Origin of the sequence: Legionella sp. PC1000, from assembly GCF_014109805.1 — a bacterium.
Classification (GTDB): Bacteria; Pseudomonadota; Gammaproteobacteria; order Legionellales; family Legionellaceae; genus Legionella; species Legionella resiliens.
The window spans coordinates 165676-186876 of record NZ_CP059400.1 but is presented as its reverse complement, the minus strand read 5'-3'; the positions used below and the strand labels follow the sequence as shown (position 1 = coordinate 186876).

Here is a 21201-nt window from a genome sequence, read left to right as displayed (position 1 = left end):
TCGTGAAGTGCGTCAGTGAAACTAGGAAATAATCCTTAAATGATTTTATATTGGTATTGCACGCACGCTCACGATCTTCAGAATATCCATGTAAGTCATATACTGTTGCGGGGTTTCTATACCTCAGTTTCCAGTTTTCTTTGCTAACAGCAATTTTCCTATGCCTTGATCAAATATATTTCTTATTACCCTAAAACATCGATGCAAACTTTTATTAAAAAGTGCATTAAAAATGATATGGTATGTATTTATTTTTGTAAGTTTCTGGGGAGCCAGTTTTATAGCTTGCAAAAAATACTTTATCCCCAATTTATATCTCCCTGATCGCCAATGTGTTCTTCCAGAAATTAAATAAGCCTGGCTTAGAATTAATGGCGCTAACTCCAACAATCTATTATCCGTAGTGTCATTTAAAATAGTTGACATTAATTTTACAAACTCATTCGCGCGATCAAGTGAGGTACTTGCAAAACTTGCTGATTGTTCATGCACTCGATGACATCCAAGAACTATAGGCAGCCTTTTAAAAGTTCCTAGTTTCGCCAGTCTTGTATGATATTCAAAGTCGCCAATCAAAGAGTAATTACTATCCCAACCACCAATTTTATTAAATGCAGATTTCAGAAAAAAAGATCCGACAGCAATTGGGGTTCCACCACGAATAAGCATTTGATAATAATCGTAATCAGGTGTAGTAAGTTTTCTTATAACCTTGGATTGATTATCAATCAAAAGATTATCAACGTAGGTTAATACTATGTTTGAATCTTTATTGAACTCAAGCACTGAAAGACTTACTGCGTTCGGCTCCAGCGTATCATCGGCACTCAAATACCCAATAATGGAACCTTTACTCATTGCCCATCCTTTATTCAAGGTTCGAGCTTGTCCCATATTTTCATGCGTTTCATAAAAGAATCGGCCATGATATTTTTTTAAAAAATCAGCTGTTCCATCTGTAGAACCATCATCCAATACAATCAGTTCTATATTAGGATAATCTTGAGCTAAAACACTTTCTATTGCCGCTTCAAGATAAGGGATGGCATTGTATGCAGGTATAACTATTGAAACTAACTGTTCTGCATTATCACCCATGATTTCTCCCTACCCTTAAAATAAAACAAAGAAATACTCATCATAAACAACCAATAAATAAAATAGGTTAGAGCAAAAGCGTAAGTCACTCCTACCAATCCAAATTGTCTTAAAAAAATATGGCCAATAAGTATAAATATTAACCCAATGATGCATTCACCAGCAATGTACTCTTTCGTTTTAGATTTTGCAAGAAATAAGTACGTATAGGTCCACCCTGCTATTTTAAAAAAATCACCGATTAGTTGATACAAAAATAAATTCTCAGCAGGCATAAATGTATCGTCATAAAATATTAAGAGAATTACTTTGCGGGAAATATAAATAATAGACAGCATGACTGCAATTAAGGAAAACAATATCTTTTGAACTCGCCGCATTTCTTCTTTTAAAACAATACTGTCTTCTAATTGAGACAATCTTGGTAAATAATAAGTCGTGAGAATCGTTGTAACAAACAATAAATAAGCATCCGATAATCTGAGCACGGACTGCCAAATGCCAACAGCATCCCATCCATATAAGGCATGAATGTCGTTACGCACAAATACTTGGGATAATGGGACAGTTAGCGTACTTACAATGGTCATCAGCGAATAATTCAATAATTTGACCAACTGTTCTTTTTCAACGCGAAATGAAAATAAATAGCGAAACCATTGTTCACGATAGACAAAAGCACAGGCAATAAGAAAAGTTATGCCCTGAGATAAAACAAAAGCACCGAGTGCCCCTTTTAGCTTATAATAGTGTGTAAAGAAAGCAATTAGAATGAGACTCACAATACTGCTTAACACATTGACGCAAACCAATAATTTTATTTTGCCCAACCCATTAATAACAGACGTTATCAAGAGATACATTGCAGTAAAAGCTTGCGCTACCAATAACCATTGAAACACATAGAGATAATTTGTTGCCCCTAAAAATAGATGCGCAAGAGAAGAGCCAAAAAGAAGGGTGGAGCCGATTACCAGACAGGAACAAAGTAGAGTATAACAAAAAGCTGTAGATAAAAATGGATAAAACTTTTCTGGTAAATTAGTATACTCCGCGGCGTATTTAATGACTCCTAATGTAAGCCCCCCTCCAGCCACTACTGAAATAACATTAGCAATAGCCATAAACTGCCCTAATACACCAACCCCTTTTGGACCAGTATAAAGAGCCACTATTTTCAAAGATAGAACACCGATGAGAACTTTAATAAATGTAGAAGCACCCGATAAAATTGATGTTTGGACTAATTTACCTTTCATCTTACGATCTCTTGGAATCTATCATAGGTATCCCCCTGTAGTGTGGTTTACAAGGAAATCCTCTTTAAACACAGTTATTTTCGTGGGAATTATCCTGTTTTTTTCCCCAAAATAACATCTCTTCAACAACTTCATCCCAAGTTTTTAAATGGCGAGCAGAAATATTCTCTTTTTTAATATGAAGCATTGTTCTTTGCAAATTTTCAATAGACAGCGTTTCAAAACTCATTCCCTTCAATAATTCTCTATGAGGACCTATATCTGAAATATATGATTCATCGGCAAGGAAGACTCCTTCTGATACACCGTTAGAAGAGTTCTCAATGTGAGTGGTTGAAATGTAATACTTTGTCTTCAAGAGACTATTGAGCACCTCTTCTCTTGGTACAAAACCCTTGATGATAATATTCTTATTCGATTTCAGACTGGCAGGAATAGACTTTTCATCACCAATTATTATCAATTTCAATTCAGGATTATTTTTTCTAAGGCTTTCATATACATGGAACGAATCTTCTACCGCTTTATAGCGGTAGGTTCCAATAACCGTTGCAATGTTGTCTCTTTCTTTTGGTAGTTCTTTTAAATTTAAAAATGATAGCTCTTTATCACTGCCATTCATGGATAAAAACTTTCTTGATGAATATTTATCATCAATAAAACTTAAAGAAAAATTTGATTCTGCAGAAATTACATCCGCATGTGCGAAATTCTTTTTAATCCTTGCACCTAGGCAGGTAAATTTCAATTTGTCAAATAAAGATAATGGAATATTACGCGTGCACAGAGGTAAAATATTACTTAAATGAAACCAATTTATTTTTCCAAATTTATAATATATAGGAATACCATATGAATAATAAAATTCTGGGGTCCCTATTTGTTTTTGAAAGTCTTTTAAATAAAAACAATCATTGAATAACCTTTGCAACTTTGATTGTTTTATAATGATGTACTGATTATTAGGGAATTGTTTCACCAAATACTGACAGAGCGGATGAATGATAAAGTAAGCGCCTCCATTTTGGTTAAACCACTTTGCATAAGCGACAAGCCTGTTTACCCCTCCGCCCAGATATGAGACTGAAAAATTAAAAAGGAACTTATTCTTTAGCATAAGCTAACCTTACTTAATAGTTGCTGTTCCAAATATGAAAAAGCTGAGATGTATTGATGTTGTCCAAGACATTTTTCCGCTAACGTAACATTCGCTACAGAAACACTTATTTCATTGACATTATCAGCATAATCCACTTTCAAAGAAATACCTTTACTTTGTAACGCTGCAATCAGTGTACTTGTTGAAATGCCTTGGCCGCTGGCAATATTTAAAACAGGAATACCCGTTACGCTAACTAATCGTGCATAAGCCCAAACGATATCATCAACATGAATATAATCACGTATGGCGTGCCCTTTATTAAATAATGTGATTTTCTTTTCTGAAAAGTAGGCATCAATTAAGCGATAAATCATTGAAAAGGTATCATCTTGCCCACCGAATATATTGAAAATTCGCGCAATGGTATATTCAATTTTATATTTGTTGCAATAAAATGAAATTAATTGTTCGCAAGCAAATTTTAAAGCGCCATGTATATTCATAGGCGATACAGACATTGTTTCAAGGCAATTTTCATTGGAATTAGCGCCATATACGGAGCTGCTGCTTGTATAAATTATTTTGTTAATTTTTGCTGCATTGGCACTAAGAATGTCCAAAATAATTGCAAGGCGTGTAATGGAGTTTTTTACTATTGTCTCGGCGTTTACTGTGAACAGTTCCGTTGACTTTTGAAAACAATTTAAAATGACGTTACAACGATCCGCGTTATTAATATGCTCAATTAATAATAATGGTGTCGCTACAATGTCGGCTGAAGAAAGCAACACACAATGAGTTTTGCCTAATTTTTTTAGTAATGCATTCGAAAGATTACCTCGTCCAATAATGACTGTTTTCATTATCTTGCTCCAAAACCAGTGAATATAACTCTTATGGTTTTTAAAATGATTTGAGCGTCCAATAAAAGCGACAAATTCTTCACATATTCTAAATCGTAAGATACTTTAATTTTTGTGGCATCTTCAGAATCCGCATACCCCATTTTAACTTGGGCATAACCAGTTATTCCGGGTTTAACGAGGTGTCTTACATTATAATCTGCAATGGTTTCATTATATTTTTCAGCAAGTTGCATGGGTTCAGGTCTAGGGCCAATTAAGCTCATATTCCCTATTAATATATTTAAAAACTGCGGTAATTCATCAAGCCGATGTTTGCGAATAATTTGGCCAAACTTAGTTACCCTGGGGTCATTTTTTGAGGCATAAACGACTTTTTGATTGTCATTTCGCATCGTTCTAAATTTATACATTCTAAAGGCTTGATTGCCTCTACCCATTCGGTCTTGGATAAAGAAAATAGGACGCCCCATAGTAATTAAAATAATAAAAGAAATAATGAAAAAGACAGGGCTTAATAGAATTAAGATGCACAAAGAAAAAACTCTTTCAAGAAAAGAACGAAAAAAAAGGTAAAACTTAACGCGTCCTTTTAAACGGTCCATATATCAAAAATCTCTTTACCCAGAAAACAGGGGGATAGGGTATACTGAGTGACTCCATAGTTCAAGTAAGTATTTCACTTTACAATGTATCTTTGGGTTAATTTTGATGAGTAAAAATCTTTGTAAGCGGATAAATAAAGAATTTACGGGAATTGTGCTCACTATGACTACAACATTAAAGCTCGTGTTATGTTTCCTTGATTATTATGGGTTCAAAAAATAGTATGCTATGACTGCTTCTATTTTAAAGGTTAGGGCTTGTTTTTTGATGGTTTTATTTCTAGTATGTGCCTACTTTATTGAGCTCTATATAGCTTCTTTTTATTAAATTTGGATAAGTGATTTAATGAGGATATTATTAATTTCACAATATTTTTGGCCTGAAACATTTATTATCAATGAGTTAGTTGAAACTTTAACTCATCAAGGTCATACAATAAAGGTATTAACGGGCAAGCCAAATTATCCTAATGGAGAAATCTTTGAGGGATATACAAAAAAAGGAATTGTTTCTGAAAGTTTTATACCCGGTGTTACCGTATTTAGGGTACCACTACGAGGCCGCGGTAAAGGCGGGGCAAAAAATCTTATTTTAAATTACCTGTCGTTTGTTATTAATGGATTGCGTTTTTTTCCTTCTGCGATAAAAGGCGAATCATACGATGTTGTTTTCGCTTTTGGTTTATCCCCCATCACCTCGATAATACCCGCCATTTTCCTAAAATGGCGTTTGAAAAGTCACCTTGCTGTATGGATTCAAGATTTATGGCCAGAGAGTTTAAAAGCCACTGGTTTTATTCGAAATCCATTTCTACTTTGGCTTGTTGGACACTTGGTGCGCGCAATTTATTTTTGTTCGGATACGATTTTAGCCCAGTCGCACGCATTCAAAGCACCTATTTCACGCTATGCAAAAGAAAATAAAATAGTTTATTATCCTAACTCGTATAATGCTCCCAGTAGTACAACAAAGGACGTACCACAAATACCAGAAAATCTGTCGGACGAATTGAACTCCAAATTTTGTGTTGTTTTTGCAGGAAACTTGGGAATTGCTCAGTCATTGCCTACTTTAGTAGATGCAGCAGAGCAATTGCAGGATTTACCCGATTTTCGTTTGGTTTTTGTAGGTAGCGGTAGTATGTCTGAATGGCTCAGTCAGCAAAAAAAAGAAAAAAAGCTAGATAACATGATACTAGCAGGTAGATTTCCTGCCGTGGAAATGCCGCATATATTCAGTCGTGCAGCAGCATTGCTTGTAAGTTTAAAAAAGGATGAAATCTTTTCTTATACCATCCCAAGTAAAATTCAGGCTTATTTGGCTGCAGGAAAGCCAATCATTGCAGCTCTGGATGGGGAGGCTGCACGTGTTATTGAAAGAGCGAAAGCAGGTTTGACCTGTCCTTCTGAAGATTCCCAAGGGCTTGCTCAATGTATCCGGACGATTTATAAGCTGAGTTCAGTAGCGCGTAATGAAATGGGAGCGTCAGGAAGAGCTTATTTTCTCGAGAACTTTAACATGCCAACTCAAGCAAATAAGCTAATTGAGATTTTAAATGAGAGGATTAAAACAGCAAAATGATGAACAAAAAGATTTTAGTTTTAGGCGCTACAGGAATGCTGGGAAATGCTGTATTTAGATTTTTAAGTGCCAATCAACAGTTTCAAGTATTCGCAACAATGCGTAATACCCACGACAAACGCTTTTTTGAAACTGGATTACACGATCACATCATAACTAATGTAGATGTACTTAATAATGATGCGTTGATGGATGTCTTTGCCAAAGTTAATCCTGATGTTGTCATTAATTGCATTGGCTTAATTAAACAACACGCTACGGCAAAGGATCCATTAATAACACTACCTATCAATGCATTATTGCCACATCGCCTGGTTAAATTATGTACTTTATCCGCCGCACGTTTAATCCATATAAGTACTGATTGTGTTTTTTCTGGACAAAAAGGGATGTATAAAGAAACCGATTTGTCTGATGCTGAAGATTTATATGGAAAATCTAAATTTATTGGCGAATTAAATGATTTTTCAAATGCCGTTACACTTAGGACATCCATCATTGGCCATGAATTAAATAGTAATTACGCATTAATTGATTGGTTTTTATCGCAACAGGGAAGCATAAAAGGATATAAAAAAGCAATTTTTTCTGGTGTACCAACAATCGAGTTAGCTCAAGTGATTGCTGAATTTGTTCTGCCAAATAATAACCTTTCAGGTTTATACCATGTATCAGCAGATCCAATTGACAAATATACCTTACTTAAATTAGTAGCAGAGACCTACGGAAAAGTAATTGATATTATACCTGATGAGCAGTTATGTATTGACCGCTCACTTGATTCAACGCGCTTTAAAGAGGCTAGTGGCTACATTCCTCCTTCTTGGCCGGATTTAATTTTGAAAATGAAGGCTTTTAACAGTTTAAATTTTGGATAATAAATCTCATGTTTGACAATAAAATATTAATGATTACTGGGGGAACGGGTTCGTTTGGGCATACTGTACTTAAGCGTTTCCTGGATACAAATGTAAAAGAAATTCGCGTTTTTAGCCGAGATGAAAAAAAACAAGAAGATATGCGCATTGCTTTATCCAACGATAAAGTCAAATTTTATCTTGGTGATGTACGTGATTATGAAAGTTTGAGACATGCGACAGCAGGGGTAGATTATATATTTCATGCTGCAGCATTAAAACAGGTTCCTTCTTGTGAATTTTACCCCATGGAAGCAGTTAAAACGAATGTCCTTGGAACTGAGAATGTTCTAAACTCAGCGATTGCAAATGGCGTAAAACGTGTGGTGGTTTTGAGTACAGATAAAGCAGTATATCCAATTAATGCAATGGGAATGTCCAAGGCAATTGCAGAAAAAATTATGATTGCGAAATCGCGGATGATACCTGACTCAGGCCCCCTCATTTGTGCAACCCGCTATGGTAATGTAATGGCGTCCAGAGGCTCTGTCATTCCTCTTTTTATTAATCAGATAAAATCCAGAGAACCTTTAACCATTACTGATGCGAATATGACTCGTTTTCTGATGTCACTCGAAGACTCTGTGGATTTAGTATTGTATGCATTTCAATATGCCCAACAAGGCGATATTTTTGTACAAAAATCACCCGCTTCCACAATCGGCGAGCTCGCTCAGGCATTAAAAGAATTATTTAATTACGATAAGCCGATAAAGATTATTGGTACACGCCATGGCGAAAAGCTTTATGAGTCATTAGTTTCACGAGAAGAAATGGCCAAAGCAGAAGATTTACAACGTTATTATCGCATCCCTGCTGATAATCGCGATTTGAATTATAAGAAATACTTTGTTGAAGGCGAAGAGCATATTTCTGAATCGGATGATTACACGTCTCATAATACTGAGAGATTGGATGTAGAAGGTATAAAGAAACTGCTATTACAGCTCGATTATGTTAGGAATGAACTTCTATGATAAAGGTAATGAGTATAGTCGGTACACGGCCTGAATTAATCAAAATGAGTCGGGTTATTGCAGAATTGGATAATCAAGTTCAGCACATATTAGTTCACTCAGGTCAAAATTATGATTATGAATTAAATCAAATATTTTTTGAGGACCTTGAAATACGTAAGCCAGATTATTTCTTGGGAGTCACAGGTGAAACTGCAGCCAAAGCAATTGCTGATGTCATCTCTAAAGCAGATGATGTGTTAGCAGCAGAAAATCCCGATGCTGTATTGTTTTATGGGGATACCAATACCTGCTTGGCAGTAATTGCTGCCAAAAGAAAAAAAATACCCGTCTTTCATATGGAAGCAGGTAATCGTTGTTTTGATCAGCGAGTTCCCGAGGAATTAAATCGAAAAGTTCTTGATCATTTAAGTGATATCAATATGGTCTTGACTGAACATGCCCGCCGTTATCTGATTTCTGAAGGCATCAGACCAGAAACTATAATTAAAACCGGCTCCCATATGCACGAGGTATTGGAGCATTATAAGTCCAAAATTCTGGCTTCAGATGTTTTAGTTCGTGAGCGTTTAACAGAAAATAAATATTTTATTGTGAGCGCACATCGAGAGGAAAATGTAGATACTCCGGAAAACTTACATGATCTTCTTGAAACCCTAAAAACACTTGCTGAAACCTATAGATATCCAATTATTGTTTCCACCCATCCACGCACACAGAAACGCTTAGAGGCTTTTAGTGACTATAGGGATCATGAATTAATTCGTTTTGTTAAACCTTTTGGCTTTCTTGATTACATTAAGTTACAAATGAATGCTTTTTGTATCTTGTCCGATAGCGGCACGATTACTGAGGAATCTTCCCTGCTGAATTTACCCGCAGTAATGATTCGTTATGCACATGAGCGGCCGGAAGGAATGGACGCTGGAACATTGATTATGAGTGGATTAAAAAAAGACAAGGTTTTGGATGCGGTACGCGTAGTCACCAGTCAAAACGATTCCACACAGCGCATAATCCCTGTAGTTTCTGATTACCAGGATAGAGGGGCCGTATCGAAACAGGTAGTTAGGATTGTATTAAGTTATATCGATTACATCAATCGTACCGTATGGTCTAAAAATTAGGGGCCTGATGGTCTAACAGCGAAAAATAAAATTAAAGATTTATAATGGGTTTGATGTTACCATTACGTATTTTATTAAGATTTATTAAAGGTGCATAGTATGCAATTTATTTTAGCATTCTCATTTCTCATCTGGTTTACTGATGCCTATGCATATTTAGATCCAGGAACAGGCAGTTTATTTATTCAGTCAACCATCGCCGCAATCGCTGGAGGGATTTTTATACTAAAAACATATTGGCATAAGCTGAAGGCAAAGTTATTTTCAAAAAGGGAAAAAGCTAAAGATGCAAATGATGGTGAATAATTGCAGTGAGCAGGTTTATAAAAAAAATGCGCATAAATCATCGTTCCGCGATCCCGGTAATCAGGTTTATAAAATAAACCATGAGATTTATCGTCAAATTAATCAGTCAGGATACTCTGATTACCAACAATTAATGCAATCAGGACTTTATGATAAACTCCAGTCACTGAACTATCTTATTCCACACCGTGAAGTTTCAATTGATTTTGCCTTAGATGAGCACGCATTAGTTGTTTTAAAGCCCGATAAAATTGCATTCATTTCTTATTGTTATGAATGGTCTTTTTCACAGTTTAAAGATGCGGCGTTGTTGACGCTTGCAGTTGCAAAAATTGCCATTCAATATGGGATGATTCTAAAGGATGCAAGTGCTTATAATATTCAGTTTCATCAGGGTAAGCCGATTTTCATTGATACAGGTTCTTTTACACTCTATGAGGAAGGGACTCCTTGGAGCGCTTACAACCAATTTTGTAAGCATTTTTTAGCTCCCTTGTTGCTCATGGCAAAAGTGGATATTCGACTTGGCATATCGATGAAACAGTATATTGATGGCATCCCTCTTGACTTCGCTAGCCAGATGTTGCCTTTTAAAAGTAAGTTTTCTCCTTCTATATTTGCTCATATCCATGCGCATGCAAAATTACAGCAGAAATATGGCGATATCAGTACTGTTAAAATTAGCAAACGTAAAATAACAAAATTAGGTTTATTAGGCTTATTGGAGAACCTGAACTCATTAATTAAAAAATTAGAATGGTCCCCTATTAAAACAGAATGGGGAGACTACTATAATCAGACGAATTACTCTGATGCGGCAACAAAGCATAAGGCCAAGATTATCGAACGATTTATTGCACAAACTCAGGCAAAATTGGTTTGGGATCTGGGAGGTAATAATGGTTATTATAGCCGAATCGCCTCAAGCTTGGGCGCACATGCTATATGCTTCGATATCGACCCAGTTGCAGTGGAAACGAATTATCAAAAAGTAAAAAAAGATAAGAGTGGACTTCTCTTACCCCTCATACAAGATTTAACCAATCCAAGCCCTGCATTAGGCTGGGAACAAAATGAGCGAGGCGGATTACAAGAAAGAGCAAATGCTGATTTAGTGATGGCATTAGCACTTATACATCACTTAGCTATATCCAATAATGTACCTTTAGAGCGTATTGCAGAGTATTTTTCCAATTTAGGTGAGTATTTAATTATTGAGTTTGTCCCTAAAGAGGATTCTCAAGTTCAGCGTCTTTTAGCAAGTAGAGAGGATATTTTTCCACAATATGAGATCAACTCATTTAAAAAATACTTTTTACGCTATTACCTTATCTTAGAAGAATGTCCTGTTTTAGAAACGTGCCGGACAATTTTTTTAATGAAAAGAAGATAATCAGGTAACTCTCGACATATCAAATTATTCTTGTCATTGATATTTGAGATTTAGAATGAGCCACCTATGCTGTCTGTCTATGGGAAAAAACCTGCGGCAGCTTATTTTACTCCTCTAGAAAAGTGCTTTTAAGATATTAAAATAATCCAATGCCTTATTTTTCTGGGCAGAAATCTACTGTCTTTGTATAGAGTATGATCTTTTAACTTTCTTTAAGGCAAAATTGAATTGTTTAAAAAATGCTCCCTGCATCCCTGGTAGCTCAATAAACTTATAAGTACATGAGGCGATTGGAATAAGAAGCCCTATCATTAAAAAGCTCACTAAAAATTTAGGGACAAGATCAGAATATAAAATATTAGGATACACTGCATTATTCACCAGTTTTAATACTAAGTATTGCATTAGATAAAGGCTATAGCTAATTTGTCCTAATGCGACTAAGGCTTTAGATTGCAATAGTTTGGGCTTTCCTAAAACAATACAAATAAAAAGAGAACTTGTTAAAAGGAAATGTTTGTAATTATAAACATCTGGGGTAAAAATTGAGCCTATTAACAAAGGCAATGAAAGACAAGAGAAAAATTTCGATAACTTGATATTAACAGAAAGATTAGGAGAATAATGTACTATTAAAGCAGCAATACTACCCCCAATAAAAAACGGCCAAACCACTTTAGACGAACTGTAAATGTAAAAATCGCGCATTGCCAAAATAATTACAATAATCAGTATGGCGATTCTCTTATTGGTCGAGTATAAAGATATATAGTATAAGACAGGTAAAACTAAATAAAACCTCCACTCATAGCTTAATGACCATGCAATTCCAATCAATTCCATTGCATTGTATTTTTGGAAAACGAGGAGATCATAATTAGGTAAATACAAATCAGTATTGTGACCAATGAAACCGAAACTTAGGACATTGATACATCGGATAAAAGTATCCCAAATAAATACAGGAGTTCCCATGTAATGCAAACTTAATAAAATGGTACATACGGACAAGAAAATATAAAGAGGAACAATTCTAAGAATACGTTTTTTATAAAAAACTGCAGGATTAATTCCACCTTGAAGGGCTTTTTTAGTAAATAAATAGGCGGTCAAAGCAAAAAACATTTGAACACCAAGTCCTCCTATTCGGTTACCTGTAAGAGGAATTCCAGGTATATGCAAGTAAGACAATAAAAATTGATTAACATGACATGCTACTACAGCCAAAGCAGCCATTCCTCTTAATCCTTCCAGGGATTGTTCATTATTGCGGCCCGTATCAACAATATGAAATAATGCTCTCCAAGGAAGTACGCTTAGGAATGCAATAAGAAAAAAAATCGTAAAAAAGAATACTTGGACTATGACGTGAAACATAAATTATCCAATAAATTGTATGACATTATAATATCCGTAAGCACCGCCACTACTTATATCAATCTGGTGTCAAATTGCAGAAAATAAATTTGTACATAATTAAGGGGGGCCTCTTATTATGCATGGGTTGGCTTTATTTTACTAGAACCTTGAGTAGACTGGGTAGGTTAATTAATTTTGAAATATTTAGCCCAACAAAGTTGTTACCGGATATGTTAAGATACCTCCCTCGTTTTTAATTGCTGTTTAAATTAAGTGCATTACTTTTTGGCCAGAATAGGACAATACTAGAACATAGAAATGAAACACTTTTATCCCAATGAGAAAAATAAATGTTAGATACCTTATATAAAAACTGGCGCTATTTATTCATAACCACTTTCTTTTTAACAGCCTTACTCACCGCATTTTTAGCGGATAATAGTATAAATATACTAAGCTCCGAAGCATTATTTAGTTATTTTATATTAATACTAATAAGTCTTATACCCGGATGCATCATGGTTTTTTCGAATGTGTACATCCGAATTTTAGCTGCAACGCTTCTTGTGCTTTTTTTTATAATAAGTCAAATAAAAAGTTTTCCTGCTTTACCTTATGGATTAAAATACCGTTATATAATACTCTTGGCTGCAATTTTTATTGCTTGCATTTTCTATTGCTTACGTCATTATTTAGACAAACTATTGTTTGTCTTTTTTGGAACACTATGGGTAGGAAGCTTTTTTATTTCCAAACATCCTTTAGTGACAGTACACAATTTTAGTCAAACAAAAAATCATGCAAATTTGAAACTTCCTCCTTATATTGAAGTTGTTTTAGATGAGCATATTGGCCTGGAGGGAATATCTCCTAAAGACGATCAGAATAATCTTGCCTCTGTGTTAAAGGATAAATATATCAAGCTAGGTTTTAGAGTATATGGTAAAGCTTATAGCCGAGATTTTCGCTCTATCGCTTCATTTGCAAGTTTTTTAAATTTCAAACCCATTGATGACTTAAAAGATTATATTCTACATAACTATGAGGAAGATAGGCATATTCTCACCCAAAATGCACTTTTTGAAACTCTTTCAAACAAGGGATATGATATCAACGTTATACAAAGCTCCTATTTAGATTTGTGTGCAAAAAGTGAAAACTTTAATTTGGCAAACTGTATAACTTATAAACATACCGCTCCTGTACCTGTAAATCCTGCGCTTCGCTCTAGCACAAAGTCTATTGCAATATTGGAGCAAGTATTTTCTAAATTGCGATTTGATTTTTCCAAACTTAAGAAAAGTAAAATCTGGTCTATGCTTCATTTACCACAATCGGAAAATCAAAGTATATTGACTCCATCTACAGCCACTTACCAAGCGTTTAACGAGGTTGAGAAATTAGCAAAGTCGGTACAAATAAATAATGCTTATTTTATTCACTTACTCTTGCCGCATGCTCCTTATGTATTTAATAAAAATTGTGAATATATTGGCGAAAGTCAAAATAAGACAAAGGCATATTTTGATCAATTGGAGTGCACACACAAATTAATTGGAACATTTTTAAAAACGTTGGAGATAAATGAAAATACTAAAAATAGTATTATTGTAATCCACGGTGATCATGGTTCTCGAATAGAAGAACCGGATATCAGACTAAACTATAAATTTACACCAGAGAATATTATCAAGAATTATAGTGCTTTTTTTGTGGTAAAAAGCCCTTTTAATGAGCCGGGTTATGATCTAGCGACTTTGCCATTAGATTTTTTATTAAAAAGCATTTTTTCTAAAATAGAACAACCAACTCCTGATAACATAAAAAAGACTATATATTTGCGCAGTGGAAAAGATTTTGATCTAGGAAAAAGAATAATGCCTAATTTTTCAAATGGAAGTGTTTTGACTCAAAGTATAAAGAAAGTGTAGCGTTACTGAAGAACGTATTAAGAGGGCAAGTGTTTTAATTATCGACTTATAAGAGTAACCAAATGTTTCATGTCACAATATTTAAACATGCTTACTGATCCAGCAACCGCAAAAAGTATCGGAATGAAAAAGCTAAAATTGATCCCTGTAAATTCAATGATCAAAACAATTGCGGTGATTGGCATTTTTTGAGCTGCAGCCAGAAAGGCTGCTCCTCCAATAACGGCAAAAGCAGATATAGATACAGAGGCACCTGGCCACAAATAACTCCAGAGAATACCTAAAACGACAGCCATTAAAGCGCCGTTTGCAAGCGAAGGAGTCAGAAGCCCGCCTGAGGCACCAGCTTGTACACTGGTACAGACAATTAAAATTCTAAGTATTAAGACGACAACAGCAATTCCAAGTCCTAACATATTACCGTCAAATCCTAATTGAGCTGCAGAACGCCCATTTCCTATTATCTCTGGAAAATAAATCGCTAATAAACCAATAATGAAAAAATTAAACAAACACGATATGATTATTTTCCAATTTCGTGGTGCTCGGCTTTGGGCCCTATTCGTAATCACTTTAAACCAATAAGCAGAAAAACCAAAAATGGGGCCAGAAAGAATAGCCCAAATGACTATTGGGGAATCAAGTATTAAAGTAGGAATATGATATAAAGACTGATTACCAAGACCAATCCAGGAAATAACCACCGCTATCGCGGACGTAGTAATTGCTGGAATTACTGCAAACCAATGAAAAGAGCTAAGCAGAACTTCTAGAGTAAATAAAGCGCCGCCAAAAGGAACATTATAGACTGCCGCCAATCCCGCTCCTGCAGCACACGCTACAAGTATTTGACTTTCTTTAGGATGCAGCTTCATTTTATTAGTAAACCAACATGCAAAAGTAGCGGCACATTCGCGAGGAGCCACTTCCCGTCCCATAGGAGAACCTAAGGCAACAGTAATAATCTGGAGTAGTACATGGACCAAAGTAGTTTTTATCGGCATGTACGGCCTTGGTGATTTAATTGCATTAGCAATACTTACTAAAGGACTACCATAACGAAAAACTGCCCACCAGCCAAAACCCGCAATGAAACCACACAAAAGAAGAGCGACTACTCTCCTTGGTGCAGTTGAACCAGTAACCACTTCAAGAAAATGCTCATTTCCCAGAATAGGAAGTACGGTATGTTCATAGGCTAAGTGTTGAATAAAATGCAATAATATGGCTAAAAACATCCCTCCAAAACCAGAAACAATCCCGATAAAAATTGTGGCAATAAAAAGATGATGCCATCGGGATGTTAAATGTTTTGTCATGAACTACTCCTTAATTCATAACGGGACTTGATTGTGTATCTTTCCAGCAACTTGCAATTGATGGGCAACAATACGTGTTAAATAATCAAATTCAATATTAACCTTTTGCCCATATTTTAAAAAGCTCAGGGTAGTATTAAGTAATGTGTGTGGAACAAGCATTAATCTAACGCTTTGATTCACAACTGAATTAATCGTTAAGCTTACCCCTTCAACAGTAATACTCCCTTTAGGTATTAAATACAACATTGCGTTTGCATCAAAACCACTTAACTCGACTTCAACAAACTCATTAATGTGCTTTATAGAATGAATTTGAGCAATCGCATCTACATGCCCGCTTACATAATGACCACCAAAACGCGTCGATGCCAGCATGGCCCGTTCCAAATTCACTTCATCACCTACTCTTAGTCCCCCCAAAGTAGTCCTACTCAGCGTTTCGGGGGAAACATCAAAACTTAATTTTGTGTCTTCCAAGGGTAATAAAGTTAAACATACTCCGTTTACAGCAATACTTTCCCCTATTTGCAATTGATTAAAAGCAGATGAAATAACCAACCGATTTGCACCATCATGGTTACTGTTACTCATCACAGTACCTTTTTTTTCAATAATACCGGTAAACATGGTTTCTCTCACTCTTGACTCAAATGTGTGCGTCTCTCTTGCATGGTTTCTACACTATTAATCACCGTCTGCCGACAAATTTCCTGCATCACAGGAATCTCTTTCAAAGGTGTACCTTCATGAATGGTATAAGCAATGAGAAAACTATCGCGCCACATTTTTTCATTTCGTTTTTCCTTGGCTTTCATCCATAAAGAAACCCATAAAAAATGAAATTCCCATTTGTCACGATGCAATTCCATTTCTTCAGAAAATACAGCCTCCATGGCCTCCTCCATACGACATACCCTAATCCCGTCGACAAAACTGCTGTTATGGTTGACTATTTTATCGATTAAAGGATTTTCCAAATACCAGGACTCAGTAAAGGATTTGGTTTTGAGCCAGGATTTTGTACGTCGCAAGGATGCGGAAATCACTTCTTGCGTAAATGGTGTAACTTGTATGCTTAGTTGTTCAAAAAGATAGTCTACATCCAGCTTTACAGGCCGCAAACGTACCCCCAGTAGTTCCTGGATTTCTAAAAACTGGACATTAGGAGTCTCACCTTTTTTTATTGTAACTTCCAAGAAATGTTCTACCATCATTGTAAAATAAGAAAGATCCACCTCACGCAAGGTCACATTTTCATCAAAAGCCTGAGTATAATAATTCTTGACATCTTTTACTGAAAGTGAAGGCGTTATCCATGCATCTTTAAGACCTAACTCATACTTTAATAACAAGCCACAAAGCCTATTTTTCCTATGTTTACGCACATGAAGAAAAACCCCTTGCGAACCCGTACCATCTACTTCTGTCGCTCGAATGACTACTTTAGCTACTTCAGGTTCTGGTGCAAACACAACCCCTCGTTTGCGTTGGATTTTTATCCATGAATCAAACAGTTCATGATATTGTTTTGGATACCAATACTTGATTGTCTGCAACCGTGAAAGGGAGATAGAAGAAAGCGTAACTACTCGTATAATTTGATCCAGCGTGTGAACAGCAATTTCACGAACCTCTGCCTTAGGATGCAATAAAATAAGTAAGCCAATATCTGCACCTTCTTCAATGTTGTATAAATCAGCCATAAGATCGACAAAGAAGTCAGCTGGCATTGCATAACTTTGAGCGAAAAAATTTTCGGCGATTTCAAAAACATTTAGATCAGATAATTCGTGTATTAAATCCCGAATTGCATCTAAATGTGATATAGGTTCGCCTTCAGGAATCAGCTCTTCCTCATCACTGGCAAGTTCGTAATAGGCATTTTTTAGATCTTCAGTCAATTCAACATGTGATTCATAAAAGGAATTTAACACCGGCAGCCAAAAACTCAGTGTATGTTTGCGCAAATTGATCATTTCGGCTAAATGATTCATCAATTGAACTAATGTTTTTGCAGTAACTTTATTATTAGACTCTGCCGCACCTTGCAATTGCGCGACACAAATATCTAAAGCAAAAACACAAGCTGAATAAACTGAAAGACCTTCATCCAGATTTTCTTCTAAGTTACTGATGATCTCGGTTAACTTAAAAGCAAGTTCAGGTTGTTGGAAAAATAAAGTATATAACTGAGGATCTGGCTCCGCATTTTGTTCAATTAGGGTAGCCATTTCAGTAAGTAAGCGATGCAGTTCTGGCGAATTACTGGTCATATTTTTTTAGGAACCTGTCTTGGCCTACCTTCTTCATCAATGGCAACAAATACAAAAACGCCCTCAGTAACTTGATACGCTTCATTTTGGGTGGCAGGATGTGCCCATACCTCAACAGTAAATGTCATGGACGTGTTACCTTGTTTTATCAAAGTGACATAACAACTAACAAGATCACCTACATGGACTGCCTTTAAAAAACTCATGGAGTGTATGGCCACTGTAGCTACTCGTCCCAATGCTAATTTTTTTGCCAATATACCTGCAGCCAAATCCATTTGCGACACTATCCATCCACCAAATATATCGCCATTGGCATTGGTATCTGCCGGCATTGCTAGAGTCTGGATAGTGAGTTCTCCTTTTGGAGTATTGATCATTATTATCCACCATACTGTTGTTATATAGCTGCAGCGCAGCGAAACCCCGCTTGGGAAGCTAGTTATTTTTTCCTATTGAAAACCTAAGTCCAAAAGGTTCAACAAAAGTTTTTCGCATTTTCAGCCTCCATACTGCGCTTATGCGCGGTATCTAGAGATTTTGCTTTAAAAGGAATACTCATGGACATCTCAAAGTTATCGTCTTGGATACCGCGCATGAAGCGCGGTACGTAGACTATAATCTTTTTAGGTTTGTTTCTGCTCGCAACAAACAATACCGTTTTTTAATTACGTTTTAACTTAGCCAATGCATCTGCCATTGCGGTATTAAATACGGTCTTTTTAACCGGCTCAACTTTTTTGGCTTCAGGTTTTTTCTTATACTCCGTTTTTTTAACCTGAGGTGGCTTTTTCATTTCAGATGTTTTTGCTGGTTTTTTTATTGGTTGATTCGCAGGCTCATCTTCTAGTTTCATGCTTAAACCAATGCGCTTTCTTTCCTTATCCACTTCAATAACCTTGACCGTCACGATATCACCGGCCTTTACTATCGTACGTGGATCAGAAATAAATTTGTTAGTCATTGCTGAAATATGTACCAATCCATCCTGATGCACTCCAATATCCACAAAAGCACCAAAATTAGTCACATTACTGACGACACCTTCAAGGATCATTCCTTCATGTAAATGTCCGATGTCCTCAACACCTTCCTTGAATTGTGCTGTTTTAAATTCCGGTCTGGGATCACGGCCCGGTTTTTCCAATTCACGCAGCACATCTCTTATAGTAGGCAAACCAAATTGATCATCTATAAAAGCCTCTGCATTCACACTATGCAATATTTCTTTATTGCCGATCAGTTTCTTAATATCAATTTTCTTATCCGCAATAATCTTTTCAACTAAAGGATAAGCTTCTGGATGAACACAAGAAGCATCAAGAGGATTGTCTCCATTCATGATACGTAAAAAACCTGCTGCCTGTTGAAATGCTTTTTCACCCATGCGATTTACGCTTTTTAATTCCATCCGGTTTTTAAATGCACCATGTTCATCGCGATAAAGCACAATATTTTTGGCCAGAGCTTCATTAAGACCAGAAATATGTGATAACAACGCCGCTGAAGCGGTATTTACATCAACACCTACAGCATTCACACAATCTTCTACAACACCATCAAGACAACGAGCTAAGCGAGCTTGATTCACATCATGCTGGTATTGTCCTACACCAATAGATTTGGCTTCGATTTTGACTAATTCGGCAAGCGGATCTTGGAGTCGACGTGCGATAGAAACAGCTCCTCTTAAAGTAACATCCAAATCAGGGAATTCCTGAGAGGCAATCTCTGAAGCGGAATAAACAGATGCACCTGCTTCACTCACAATGACCTTAGTCAGTTTTAAATCAGGATACATTTTTATTAAATCAGTAACCAAGCGTTCTGTTTCGCGAGAACCTGTTCCATTACCTATACTGAACAAATTAACTTGATATTTTGCTGCCAATTTAGCCAAATCAGTAATCGCTTGATGCCATTCGTTTTGTGGAGCGAAGGGAAAAATAACCGTGTAATCCAGTAACTTGCCCGTTGCATCAACCACCACCACTTTAACCCCAGTTCTAATTCCTGGATCAAGTCCAATGGTAATTTGTGGGCCTGCAGGTGCGGCAAGTAATAAATCGCGTAAATTTCTGGAAAATACTTTTATTGCTTCTTCGTCTGCAATTTCACGTAAACGAGTGAGCAACTCCAGCTCCAACTTTGTAAATAATTTTATTTTCCAAGTCAGACGTAGTGTTTCGAGTAACCAATTGTCCGCTTTTCTTTGTTTATCAATAATATTGAAATGAGCAGCTAATTTATTTTCACCATATGATAAATCATGCTCAGGTAAAGTAAGGCTCACTTGTAAAACACTTTCTCGACGTCCGCGGAACAAAGCCAAAGCACGATGTGAAGGAATTTTCTTAATTGCCTCAGAATAATCAAAGTAATCTGAAAACTTATTCACGGTTTCTTTTTTCTTGGAGCTGCCTGTTGACTTGACGATACCGTGCTGCCACAAATATTCCCGTAGTTCATTAATCAAATCAGCATCTTCAGCAAAATGCTCCATTAATATATGGCGCGCACCTTCTAAGGCTGCTTTTGCATCCTCAACCCCAGCATCAGGATTAATAAATTGAACTGCTTGTTCTTCAGGATCCAGCTCAGGGTTGTTCCAAAGTCTCTGGGCTAATGGGTCTAAACCTGCTTCTATCGCAAGTTGCGCCTTGGTACGACGCTTTGGTCTGAAGGGCAAATATAAATCTTCAAGACGCGTTTTAGTGTCTGCTGCTAAAATACTCTTCTCAAGCTCTGGAGTGAGTTTCTCTTGCTCTCGGATAGACTGCAAAACGACAACACGACGCTCATCCAATTCCCGCAAATAAAGTACGCGTTCATCAATAAAACGTAGTTTTATATCATCTAGTCCTTCAGTAGCTTCCTTGCGATAACGAGCAATGAAAGGAATTGTTGCCCCTTCATTGAGCAGACGAATGGCTGCTTCTACCTGCGCTGGTTTAACTTTAAGCTCTTGCGCAATAATTGCAGCTAATCTCGACATCTCTTGAGTCATTTACATCCCCGTAAAACATAAATATATAACAATGGATTATCTCACCCTAAACCTACAGGAATTGAACCCTGGGTGAAGGC

At 36.3% G+C, this 21201-nt stretch carries 18 protein-coding genes; 7 read left to right on the top strand and 11 right to left on the bottom strand.

Annotated elements, in window-relative coordinates:
- Nucleotides 1–123: 123 nt before the first annotated feature.
- The 5 genes from FOLKNPGA_RS00845 to FOLKNPGA_RS00825 form a co-directional block, all read right to left on the bottom strand.
- Nucleotides 124–1098: a glycosyltransferase gene (locus FOLKNPGA_RS00845; RefSeq protein WP_182351316.1), complete on the bottom strand. Its 975-nt coding sequence runs from the start codon at nt 1096–1098 to the stop codon at nt 124–126.
- The gene (locus FOLKNPGA_RS00840) at nt 1074–2357 is read right to left on the bottom strand and encodes an O-antigen translocase (protein ID WP_182351315.1); all 1284 of its coding nucleotides are present in this window, start codon (nt 2355–2357) and stop codon (nt 1074–1076) included. Before FOLKNPGA_RS00840 ends, FOLKNPGA_RS00845 begins: the two co-directional genes overlap by 25 nt.
- A 64-nt stretch (nt 2358–2421) precedes the next feature.
- Nucleotides 2422–3474, bottom strand: coding sequence for a glycosyltransferase (locus FOLKNPGA_RS00835; RefSeq protein WP_182351314.1), 1053 nt, complete (start codon nt 3472–3474; stop codon nt 2422–2424).
- On the bottom strand, nt 3468–4322 hold the full coding sequence (locus FOLKNPGA_RS00830; RefSeq protein ID WP_182351313.1) for an NAD(P)-dependent oxidoreductase: 855 nt from the start codon (nt 4320–4322) through the stop codon (nt 3468–3470). The genes FOLKNPGA_RS00835 and FOLKNPGA_RS00830 overlap by 7 nt, the downstream gene beginning before the upstream one ends.
- Nucleotides 4322–4927, bottom strand: coding sequence for a sugar transferase (locus FOLKNPGA_RS00825; RefSeq protein WP_182351312.1), 606 nt, complete (start codon nt 4925–4927; stop codon nt 4322–4324). Before FOLKNPGA_RS00825 ends, FOLKNPGA_RS00830 begins: the two co-directional genes overlap by 1 nt.
- 346 nt (nt 4928–5273) lie before the next feature.
- Between FOLKNPGA_RS00825 and FOLKNPGA_RS00820 the strand changes: the two genes are divergently transcribed.
- The 6 genes from FOLKNPGA_RS00820 to FOLKNPGA_RS00795 all read left to right on the top strand — a co-directional run bounded on the left by FOLKNPGA_RS00820 (nt 5274) and on the right by FOLKNPGA_RS00795 (nt 11229).
- Nucleotides 5274–6509 carry a glycosyltransferase family 4 protein gene (locus FOLKNPGA_RS00820; RefSeq protein ID WP_182351311.1) on the top strand — a complete coding sequence of 412 codons (1236 nt, stop codon included), beginning with the start codon at nt 5274–5276 and terminating at the stop codon, nt 6507–6509.
- Nucleotides 6506–7387, top strand: a complete 882-nt coding sequence (locus FOLKNPGA_RS00815; protein ID WP_232890380.1) for an SDR family oxidoreductase — start codon at nt 6506–6508, stop codon at nt 7385–7387. Before FOLKNPGA_RS00820 ends, FOLKNPGA_RS00815 begins: the two co-directional genes overlap by 4 nt.
- An 8-nt stretch (nt 7388–7395) precedes the next feature.
- Nucleotides 7396–8403: a polysaccharide biosynthesis protein gene (locus tag FOLKNPGA_RS00810; RefSeq protein WP_182351310.1), complete on the top strand. Its 1008-nt coding sequence runs from the start codon at nt 7396–7398 to the stop codon at nt 8401–8403.
- A complete protein-coding gene (gene wecB, locus FOLKNPGA_RS00805; RefSeq protein ID WP_182351309.1) occupies nt 8400–9530 on the top strand; it encodes a non-hydrolyzing UDP-N-acetylglucosamine 2-epimerase in 1131 nt (376 codons plus the stop codon). The genes FOLKNPGA_RS00810 and wecB overlap by 4 nt, the downstream gene beginning before the upstream one ends.
- A 99-nt stretch (nt 9531–9629) precedes the next feature.
- A complete protein-coding gene (locus tag FOLKNPGA_RS00800; protein ID WP_182351308.1) occupies nt 9630–9836 on the top strand; it encodes a hypothetical protein in 207 nt (68 codons plus the stop codon).
- Nucleotides 9823–11229: an SAM-dependent methyltransferase gene (locus tag FOLKNPGA_RS00795; protein ID WP_182351307.1), complete on the top strand. Its 1407-nt coding sequence runs from the start codon at nt 9823–9825 to the stop codon at nt 11227–11229. The genes FOLKNPGA_RS00800 and FOLKNPGA_RS00795 overlap by 14 nt, the downstream gene beginning before the upstream one ends.
- Nucleotides 11230–11403: 174 nt before the next feature.
- Here the strand turns inward: FOLKNPGA_RS00795 and FOLKNPGA_RS00790 are convergent, their stop codons facing one another.
- Nucleotides 11404–12606 carry an acyltransferase gene (locus FOLKNPGA_RS00790; RefSeq protein WP_182351306.1) on the bottom strand — a complete coding sequence of 401 codons (1203 nt, stop codon included), beginning with the start codon at nt 12604–12606 and terminating at the stop codon, nt 11404–11406.
- Nucleotides 12607–12938: 332 nt separating this feature from the next.
- On the opposite strand from FOLKNPGA_RS00790, the gene FOLKNPGA_RS00785 reads away from it, so the two are divergent.
- A complete protein-coding gene (locus tag FOLKNPGA_RS00785; RefSeq protein ID WP_182351305.1) occupies nt 12939–14519 on the top strand; it encodes a sulfatase-like hydrolase/transferase in 1581 nt (526 codons plus the stop codon).
- 38 nt (nt 14520–14557) lie between these two features.
- Here FOLKNPGA_RS00785 and FOLKNPGA_RS00780 read toward each other — a convergent pair whose 3' ends face one another.
- The 5 genes from FOLKNPGA_RS00780 to FOLKNPGA_RS00760 all read right to left on the bottom strand — a co-directional run bounded on the left by FOLKNPGA_RS00780 (nt 14558) and on the right by FOLKNPGA_RS00760 (nt 21121).
- Nucleotides 14558–15838: a chloride channel protein gene (locus FOLKNPGA_RS00780; protein WP_182351304.1), complete on the bottom strand. Its 1281-nt coding sequence runs from the start codon at nt 15836–15838 to the stop codon at nt 14558–14560.
- A 15-nt stretch (nt 15839–15853) separates the two neighbouring features.
- Nucleotides 15854–16468: a riboflavin synthase gene (gene ribE, locus FOLKNPGA_RS00775; protein WP_182351303.1), complete on the bottom strand. Its 615-nt coding sequence runs from the start codon at nt 16466–16468 to the stop codon at nt 15854–15856.
- 8 nt (nt 16469–16476) lie between these two features.
- The gene (locus tag FOLKNPGA_RS00770; RefSeq protein ID WP_182351302.1) at nt 16477–18114 is read right to left on the bottom strand and encodes a hypothetical protein; all 1638 of its coding nucleotides are present in this window, start codon (nt 18112–18114) and stop codon (nt 16477–16479) included.
- Nucleotides 18111–18494, bottom strand: coding sequence for an acyl-CoA thioesterase (locus FOLKNPGA_RS00765; RefSeq protein ID WP_182351301.1), 384 nt, complete (start codon nt 18492–18494; stop codon nt 18111–18113). The genes FOLKNPGA_RS00770 and FOLKNPGA_RS00765 overlap by 4 nt, the downstream gene beginning before the upstream one ends.
- A gap of 284 nt (nt 18495–18778) precedes the next feature.
- Nucleotides 18779–21121, bottom strand: coding sequence for a Tex family protein (locus FOLKNPGA_RS00760; protein WP_182351300.1), 2343 nt, complete (start codon nt 21119–21121; stop codon nt 18779–18781).
- Between the last annotated feature and the right edge of the window lie 80 nt (nt 21122–21201).

Coding starts and splice junctions, on each gene's coding strand:
- FOLKNPGA_RS00845 (WP_182351316.1), bottom strand. CDS start 1,098: ATGGGTGATAATGCAGAACAGTTAGTTTCAATAGTTATACCTGCATAC.
- FOLKNPGA_RS00840 (WP_182351315.1), bottom strand. CDS start 2,357: ATGAAAGGTAAATTAGTCCAAACATCAATTTTATCGGGTGCTTCTACA.
- FOLKNPGA_RS00835 (WP_182351314.1), bottom strand. CDS start 3,474: ATGCTAAAGAATAAGTTCCTTTTTAATTTTTCAGTCTCATATCTGGGC.
- FOLKNPGA_RS00830 (WP_182351313.1), bottom strand. CDS start 4,322: ATGAAAACAGTCATTATTGGACGAGGTAATCTTTCGAATGCATTACTA.
- FOLKNPGA_RS00825 (WP_182351312.1), bottom strand. CDS start 4,927: ATGGACCGTTTAAAAGGACGCGTTAAGTTTTACCTTTTTTTTCGTTCT.
- FOLKNPGA_RS00820 (WP_182351311.1), top strand. CDS start 5,274: ATGAGGATATTATTAATTTCACAATATTTTTGGCCTGAAACATTTATT.
- FOLKNPGA_RS00815 (WP_232890380.1), top strand. CDS start 6,506: ATGATGAACAAAAAGATTTTAGTTTTAGGCGCTACAGGAATGCTGGGA.
- FOLKNPGA_RS00810 (WP_182351310.1), top strand. CDS start 7,396: ATGTTTGACAATAAAATATTAATGATTACTGGGGGAACGGGTTCGTTT.
- wecB (WP_182351309.1), top strand. CDS start 8,400: ATGATAAAGGTAATGAGTATAGTCGGTACACGGCCTGAATTAATCAAA.
- FOLKNPGA_RS00800 (WP_182351308.1), top strand. CDS start 9,630: ATGCAATTTATTTTAGCATTCTCATTTCTCATCTGGTTTACTGATGCC.
- FOLKNPGA_RS00795 (WP_182351307.1), top strand. CDS start 9,823: ATGATGGTGAATAATTGCAGTGAGCAGGTTTATAAAAAAAATGCGCAT.
- FOLKNPGA_RS00790 (WP_182351306.1), bottom strand. CDS start 12,606: ATGTTTCACGTCATAGTCCAAGTATTCTTTTTTACGATTTTTTTTCTT.
- FOLKNPGA_RS00785 (WP_182351305.1), top strand. CDS start 12,939: ATGTTAGATACCTTATATAAAAACTGGCGCTATTTATTCATAACCACT.
- FOLKNPGA_RS00780 (WP_182351304.1), bottom strand. CDS start 15,838: ATGACAAAACATTTAACATCCCGATGGCATCATCTTTTTATTGCCACA.
- ribE (WP_182351303.1), bottom strand. CDS start 16,468: ATGTTTACCGGTATTATTGAAAAAAAAGGTACTGTGATGAGTAACAGT.
- FOLKNPGA_RS00770 (WP_182351302.1), bottom strand. CDS start 18,114: ATGACCAGTAATTCGCCAGAACTGCATCGCTTACTTACTGAAATGGCT.
- FOLKNPGA_RS00765 (WP_182351301.1), bottom strand. CDS start 18,494: ATGATCAATACTCCAAAAGGAGAACTCACTATCCAGACTCTAGCAATG.
- FOLKNPGA_RS00760 (WP_182351300.1), bottom strand. CDS start 21,121: ATGACTCAAGAGATGTCGAGATTAGCTGCAATTATTGCGCAAGAGCTT.